We start from the raw sequence: 6,000 nt of genomic DNA, 5'->3' as shown, positions 1-6,000 counted from the left end.
GCCGGGACCTGCTCCCCGCCGCGCCCGGCCCTGCCCTCAGGCGCCGCCGGCGCTGATGCAGAAGGGCTGGCCGGAGGGGTCCAGGAGCACCGTCCAGTGGTTTCCGCCGGGCTGGTGGGCGGGCTTGGTGGCGCCGAGGGAGAGCAGGCGTTCCTCGGCTGCCGCGACGTCGTCGAAGGCCAGGTCGAGGTGGAAGACGAGTTCGTCCTTCGGCCAGTCGGGGGCCTTGAAGGACGTGGCGGTGTAGAACACGTAGCTCGTCGTGCCGTCGCTGATCATCGCCGCCGCGTCGCCGAAGGTCTGCGTGACCTTCCAGCCCAGGGCGGCGGCGTAGAAGTCGGCGAGTGCCTTGCCGTCGTGGCCCCAGAAGGCCGCGCACTTCACCTGGGCCGCCTGGGCGTTCTTGCTGGGCTTGCCGGTCATGAGGGTTCTCGCTCCTGCTTTCGCGTCGGGGCGGTCCGTCCGCCCCGGGCCGAATGTAGAAGCCGTCTAGGACACCGGACGTCCTAGTGGAACCCTGTCTTCCGGGTGGCTCGGCCGCCTGTTCCGGTGCGCCGTCCGGGGGGGCGGGCAGGCCGCCCGGGCGCGCGGCCTCACGGCCGGCCGCTCTCGATGCCGGGCCGGTCGAAGGTGTCCGGCACGGGCAGGGTGCTCCAGCGGTTCAGCGGCCAGGCGACGACGACGGCACGGCCCACGACCTTGCCGACCGGCACGAAGCCATGGTTCTTGTCCCGCTGGTGGTAGCGGGAGTCCTCCGAGTTCTGCCGGTGGTCGCCCATGACCCACACCATGTCCTTGGGCACAGTGACCTTGAACTGGCCGCCCCGGTCGTCGACGCTGCACGGGGTGTTGCCCTGGAAGACGTACGGCTCGTCGAGCTCCTTGCCGTTGACCTTCAGCGGGCCCGTGCCCTTGCACTCGACCGTGTCGCCACCGACCGCCACGACCCGTTTGATGAGGTGCTTCTTCTCGGCGGACGGCATGAGCCCGATGAAGCCGAGCACCTTCCGCACCGGGTTCGGATTCTCCGTGGGCTCGTCCTTCAGCCAGCCGTCGGGGTCGTTGAAGACGACCACTTCGCCGCGCTCGGGCCGCGAGCCGAACCACGGCGTCAGCTTGTCGACCAGCACGCGGTCGCCGCGCTGCAACGTGTTCTGCATCGAGTCCGAGGGGATCGAGAACGCCTGCACCAGAAATGTCTTGATGAGCAGGGCGAGGACGAGCGCGATGCCGATGAGGAGGGGCAGCTCCTTCCAGAACGGGCGCTGCCTCCTGCCCCTTTGACCCGCCTCGGCCCGCTCGGCGGTCGCCACGTCCCTCATGCCCACTCCTCTTGTCCATGCCGTGGCCTGCCTCCCGTCGCGGCGCAGACCTACCACTCCCACAACGCACGGGAGTTCCCGTACGCCTCCCGCACGCCTCACGCGCCCGGCGCGCACGCCTGTCGGAGATGCCGGGACAGGGCACCCGAAATACGATGGTGGTGTGGCATGTGTGCCGACACGCGCCACGGAGGTGTGCCATGAGCCACGCCACGGGGGCGGATGTCCGCAGGCTGCTGACCATGTCGCGGCCCGAGCTCGACCGGCTCTTCCGTACCAGTCCGGCAGGGGAGATCCCCGAGGGCGAGGGGGCCGGCACGGTGCTCCTGGCCCGCGGCGCGCGGCTGTCCACGGCCGTGGCCCGTCTGGCGCGGCTCCTCGCCTGGCAGGGCAAGGTGTTCGACCCCGGGCGGGGCGAACTGCGCAACCGCGTCACGCCGTTGCGTCTGCGGGCGGTCCGGGCCAAGGTCTACCGCAACGGAAGCTGGTCCGACGGCGACGAATGCACCGTGCTGGACTACTCCCGCACCTCGCTCCTCGCGCACCGGATACGCGACGAGATCCGCAGCGTCGGCCCCGGCCTGTATCTCGGCGTCGTCTACTGGGGACGGCGCAAAGTCCTCAACTTCGCCCTGCGCTTCCCCGCCCCCCGCACCTAGCGCACGCGCTCCTGGAGGTGCCGGACATGCCGCACCAGCTGGCAGTCACCATCCGTGCCGCCCTGCCCGCGGTCCACGTCGACGAGGTGCGCCGCGTGCTGAGCGAGGCACACCGCGAAGGGACCGCCCGCGAGCTCTTCCCCTTCGCCGAGGTGACGGGGACCCACTTCGCACGGCTGGTCCTCGTCCCCGAAGGGCCCGGTGGCGGCGCCCGTGCGGCGATGCCGGCGAGCGTCGTGTACATGAGCGAGGTGGACGCGCCGCTGGACGCCCACCTCGCCGCCCTCGTCCGCGCGGCCGGCGAGGGCCTGGAGAAGGTCTTCGGGCACTGCGCCGGCTACCCGTCGCGCACCGCCCCGGACGCCGCCCGGATCGCCTGGCTGACCTCGCACCTCATCCCCTGCGCGGCCTTCTACGTCAACACCGTCGGCCGGGGCCGCCGCCAGATCCTGCGGGAAGCCGAACTCCACGAGGCCATCGAGGAGTTCCTCGACCGCGACGGCGCGGCCCTGGCGAAGGAGAGCCCGCAACACATCCACGCCGCGATCCGCCGGTACGTCAGCGGACGCGAGGACCTGGCCTGGGCGCGCACCCCGCCGGCACCACCCGCCCGCGGATGGCGGGCGCGGCGGACGGCGCACCTTATCGCCGTCCCCCTGGCCGGCCTGGTCTTCCTGCCGCTCCTGCTGATCACCCTGCCGCTGTGGGCCGCGCTGCTGCGGTGGCACGAACGCCGCGACGTCCCCCACGAGGCCCGCCCCCGCCGCGACCACGTGCGCGAGCTCGCCACCTACGAGGACCACGTCACACAGAACCCCTTCACCGCCGTCGGGCAGGTCAAGCCCGGACGTTTCCGGCGGGCCACCCTGAGCGCCGTCCTCTTCGTCGTGGACTACGGCGTCCGCCACGTCTTCAACCGGGGCGACCTCGCCGGCGTCAAGACCATCCACTTCGCCCGCTGGCTCTACATCGACGGCAAACGACGCGTGGTGTTCGCCAGCAACTACGACGGCAGCCTCGAAAGCTACATGGACGACTTCATCGACAAGGTCGCCTGGGGCCTCAACGCCGTCTTCAGCAACGGACAGGGCTACCCCCGCACCCGCTGGCTCGTACGGGGCGGCGCCGAGGACGAGCTCGCCTTCAAGCGGTACCTGCGCTGCCACCAGGTGCCCACGCAGGTGTGGTACTCCGCCTACGACGACATGACCACCCACAACATCGAGACCAACGCCCGCATCCGCGCGGGCCTGTTCGCCGATCTCGGCCCGGCCGAGACCGAGGCATGGCTCGCCCTGCTCTGAAGAAGAGGTGAGGTGATGACCGCCTCCGTGGAACTCGACGACATCCAGGGCATCGTCGCCCGTGGCTACAGCGGCCTGACGTCGGCCTGCTTCCTGATGCTCGCCATCACCGAACCGGCGGCCGCGCGGACCGCCCTGGGCCGGGCGGCGGCGCGGGTGACCGACGGCACCGCCGAGCCCCCGGATGCCGCGGTCAACCTCGCCCTGACCGCCGACGGCCTGCGCGGCCTGGGGCCGGTCACCCCCGATCTCGACGGCTTCTCCGAGGAGTTCGTCTCCGGCATGACCGACCCCAACCGCAGCCGCTTCCTCGGCGACGTCGCCGACAACGCGCCCGCCCACTGGCGGTGGGGCGGCCCGGCCACCCCACCCGTCCACGTCATGCTGATGCTCTACGCCCGCGACGAGGAGCGGCTCGCCCGGCTCGAGGCGGAGCTGCGCGAGGACCTCCTGGCCACGGGCGGCCTCACCGAGGTCGTGCGGCTGGCGACGGCCACGCTCACCGACCGCGAACCCTTCGGCTTCCGGGACGGCATCTCGCAGCCGCTCGTCGAGGGGCTGCCCAAGACGTCCCGCGTGGTGGCCGCTCGCGAGGGGGGAGCGGCCGCCGGCGACGTCGTCAAGGCCGGCGAGTTCCTGCTCGGCTACCCCAACGAGTACGGGCTGCTGACCGACCGGCCCGTCCTGTCGGCCCCCGACGACCCCGCCGGGCTGCTGCCCAGGACCCAGGGCGGCGCCGACCTCGGCCGCAACGGCAGCTATGTGGTCTTCCGCCAGCTCCACCAGGACGTCGAGGGGTTCTGGAGCTATCTGGACGCCGCGACACGCCGGCCCGACGGCACCGCCGACGCCGCCGCCCGCGACGCGCTCGCCGCCCGCATGGTGGGACGCTGGCCCAGCGGGGCACCCCTGGTCCACGCCCCCCGGCAGGACGACCCCCGCCTCGCCGACGACAACGACTTCGGCTACTTCGCGACCGACCCCGCCGGGCTGCGCTGCCCCCTCGGCGCCCACATCCGCCGCGCCCACCCCCGCGACTCCCTCGACCCCCGGCCCGGCTCGGCCGACTCCGTCGCCATCGGCAGACGCCACCGCATCCTGCGCCGCGGCCGCGCCTACGGACCGTACGCCGCGGCACAGCGCCCCGGCGCGGCGGCCGGCGACGGCGCGGAGAGCGGGCTGCACTTCCTCTGCCTCAACGCCAACATCTCCCGCCAGTTCGAGTTCATCCAGCACACCTGGCTGAACAACCCCACCTTCAACGGCCTGCACGACGCCCCCGACCCGCTCGTCGCCCCGCGGCACGACCACCGCCGGACGTTCACCGAACAGGGCAGGCCGCTGCGCACCCGCCACCTGGACCTGCCGCGATTCGTCTCCGTACAGGGCGGCGCCTACTTCTTCCTGCCCGGCCTCCGGGCGCTGCGCTACCTCTGCGCGGCCACACCGGCGGGCGGACGACGGTGAGGGGGCGACGGGCGCTGCGGACGCTCAACGACGCCCTCCTGCGGTGCGTCCACCTCGAGCGGCGCGTGGACCCCTACATCCGGCCGGCCCTGGACCGTCTCCTGCGAGGGCCGCTGCAGGCCCTGACCCAGTGGTGCGTCAACGTCCGCCGCCGCGACGAACACCTGCGGCTCGCCGAGGAGAAGGCCCTGCCCGCGGAGGCGGGCGTCGCCGAGGCCATCACCCGGCAGATGGCCCGCTTCATGGCCCGCCAGTACGCGCCGGGCAGCGTCGAGCGCGCCGGCAACACCAAGACCTACGGCGTCGTGGCGGGGGAGTTCACCGTCCCCGGCGGCCTGCCCGCGCGGCTGCGCCACGGCGTGTTCGCCCGCCCCGCCACCTACCGCGCCTGGGTCCGCTTCGCCGGTCCCGGCCCGCTGTCCCCGCCCGACATCGAGGACAACGGGATCCTCAGCATCGGCGTCAAGCTCCTCGGCGTCGAAGGCGGCACCCTGCTCGACGACGAGCGGGCGACCCAGGACTTCACCGGCATCAGCGCCCCCACCTTCACCACCCCCGACGTCGTGGCGAACCTCGCCCTGCAGGAGCACGTCTACGCCGGCACCCCGCTGCTGTACTTCCTCGACCCCCGCCACCCGCACCTGTGCGATCTGGTCATGCAGGCCCTGTACGCCCGGACGCACGCCAGCCCCCTGCGGACCCGGTACTGGAGCTGCACCCCGTACCTGCTCGGCGAGGGCCAGGCCATGCAGTACTCGCTGGTGCCCCGCGACCCGGGGCGCGGCCGGGCGCCGTGGCACCCGCCCGACGACTACCTGCGGCAGGCCCTGACCGCGACGCTGCGCGAGCGCGACGTCCTCTTCGACTTCCTCGTCCAGCTGCAGACCGACCCGCACCGGATGCCGGTCGAGAACGCCTCCGTCGTCTGGCCCGAACGGCTCTCCCCCTTCCTGCCCGTCGCCACCCTGCGGCTGCCCCGGCAGGACATCGACGCCTCGGCGCAGTTCGCCCTCGCCGACCGCCTCTCCTTCAACCCCTGGCACGCCCTGCCCGCGCACCGGCCGCTGGGCAACCAGAACCGCGCCCGCCGCGCCATCTATCTGCAGCTCTCCCGGCTCAGACAGGCCATGAACGGCACGCCGCACACCGACCCCAGCGACGATGTCCCCGGCACGATCCCCTGAGCCCGGGGCAGGGGCTCACCGCGCGCATCACCGGAACATGCAATATCGTCACATTCGGTACGCA

The 6,000-nt window shown here is 72.6% G+C and carries 6 protein-coding genes; 4 read left to right on the top strand and 2 right to left on the bottom strand.

Features of this window, described 5'->3' with window-relative positions:
* Positions 1–36: 36 nt before the first annotated feature.
* Together ABZ956_RS16585 and lepB are read right to left on the bottom strand one after the other, a co-directional pair.
* The gene (locus ABZ956_RS16585) at positions 37–423 is read right to left on the bottom strand and encodes a VOC family protein (protein ID WP_361893242.1); all 387 of its coding nucleotides are present in this window, start codon (positions 421–423) and stop codon (positions 37–39) included.
* Positions 424–593: 170 nt separating this feature from the next.
* The gene (lepB, locus tag ABZ956_RS16580; protein WP_361893239.1) at positions 594–1,322 is read right to left on the bottom strand and encodes a signal peptidase I; all 729 of its coding nucleotides are present in this window, start codon (positions 1,320–1,322) and stop codon (positions 594–596) included.
* Between the two features lie 200 nt (positions 1,323–1,522).
* Here lepB and ABZ956_RS16575 point away from each other — a divergent pair, with 200 nt between their 5' ends.
* From ABZ956_RS16575 to ABZ956_RS16560, 4 genes are read left to right on the top strand one after another with little or no spacing between them, the layout of a single operon-like run.
* Positions 1,523–1,981 (top strand): hypothetical protein, encoded by a 459-nt coding sequence (locus ABZ956_RS16575; RefSeq protein WP_361893236.1) that lies wholly within the window; start codon positions 1,523–1,525, stop codon positions 1,979–1,981.
* 26 nt (positions 1,982–2,007) lie between these two features.
* The gene (locus ABZ956_RS16570; protein WP_361893233.1) at positions 2,008–3,285 is read left to right on the top strand and encodes a hypothetical protein; all 1,278 of its coding nucleotides are present in this window, start codon (positions 2,008–2,010) and stop codon (positions 3,283–3,285) included.
* Positions 3,286–3,300: 15 nt separating this feature from the next.
* Positions 3,301–4,752 carry a peroxidase gene (locus tag ABZ956_RS16565; protein WP_361893230.1) on the top strand — a complete coding sequence of 484 codons (1,452 nt, stop codon included), beginning with the start codon at positions 3,301–3,303 and terminating at the stop codon, positions 4,750–4,752.
* Positions 4,749–5,936 carry a hypothetical protein gene (locus ABZ956_RS16560; protein WP_361893227.1) on the top strand — a complete coding sequence of 396 codons (1,188 nt, stop codon included), beginning with the start codon at positions 4,749–4,751 and terminating at the stop codon, positions 5,934–5,936. Before ABZ956_RS16565 ends, ABZ956_RS16560 begins: the two co-directional genes overlap by 4 nt.
* Positions 5,937–6,000 lie beyond the last annotated feature (64 nt).

Origin of the sequence: Streptomyces sp. NPDC046261 (assembly GCF_040646235.1) — a bacterium.
GTDB lineage: Bacteria > Actinomycetota > Actinomycetes > Streptomycetales > Streptomycetaceae > Streptomyces.
The sequence above is the reverse complement of the archived record's forward strand: the minus strand, read 5'-3'. Positions and strand labels throughout refer to the sequence as shown.

Coding starts and splice junctions, on each gene's coding strand:
- ABZ956_RS16585 (WP_361893242.1), bottom strand. CDS start 423: ATGACCGGCAAGCCCAGCAAGAACGCCCAGGCGGCCCAGGTGAAGTGC.
- lepB (WP_361893239.1), bottom strand. CDS start 1,322: ATGAGGGACGTGGCGACCGCCGAGCGGGCCGAGGCGGGTCAAAGGGGC.
- ABZ956_RS16575 (WP_361893236.1), top strand. CDS start 1,523: ATGAGCCACGCCACGGGGGCGGATGTCCGCAGGCTGCTGACCATGTCG.
- ABZ956_RS16570 (WP_361893233.1), top strand. CDS start 2,008: ATGCCGCACCAGCTGGCAGTCACCATCCGTGCCGCCCTGCCCGCGGTC.
- ABZ956_RS16565 (WP_361893230.1), top strand. CDS start 3,301: ATGACCGCCTCCGTGGAACTCGACGACATCCAGGGCATCGTCGCCCGT.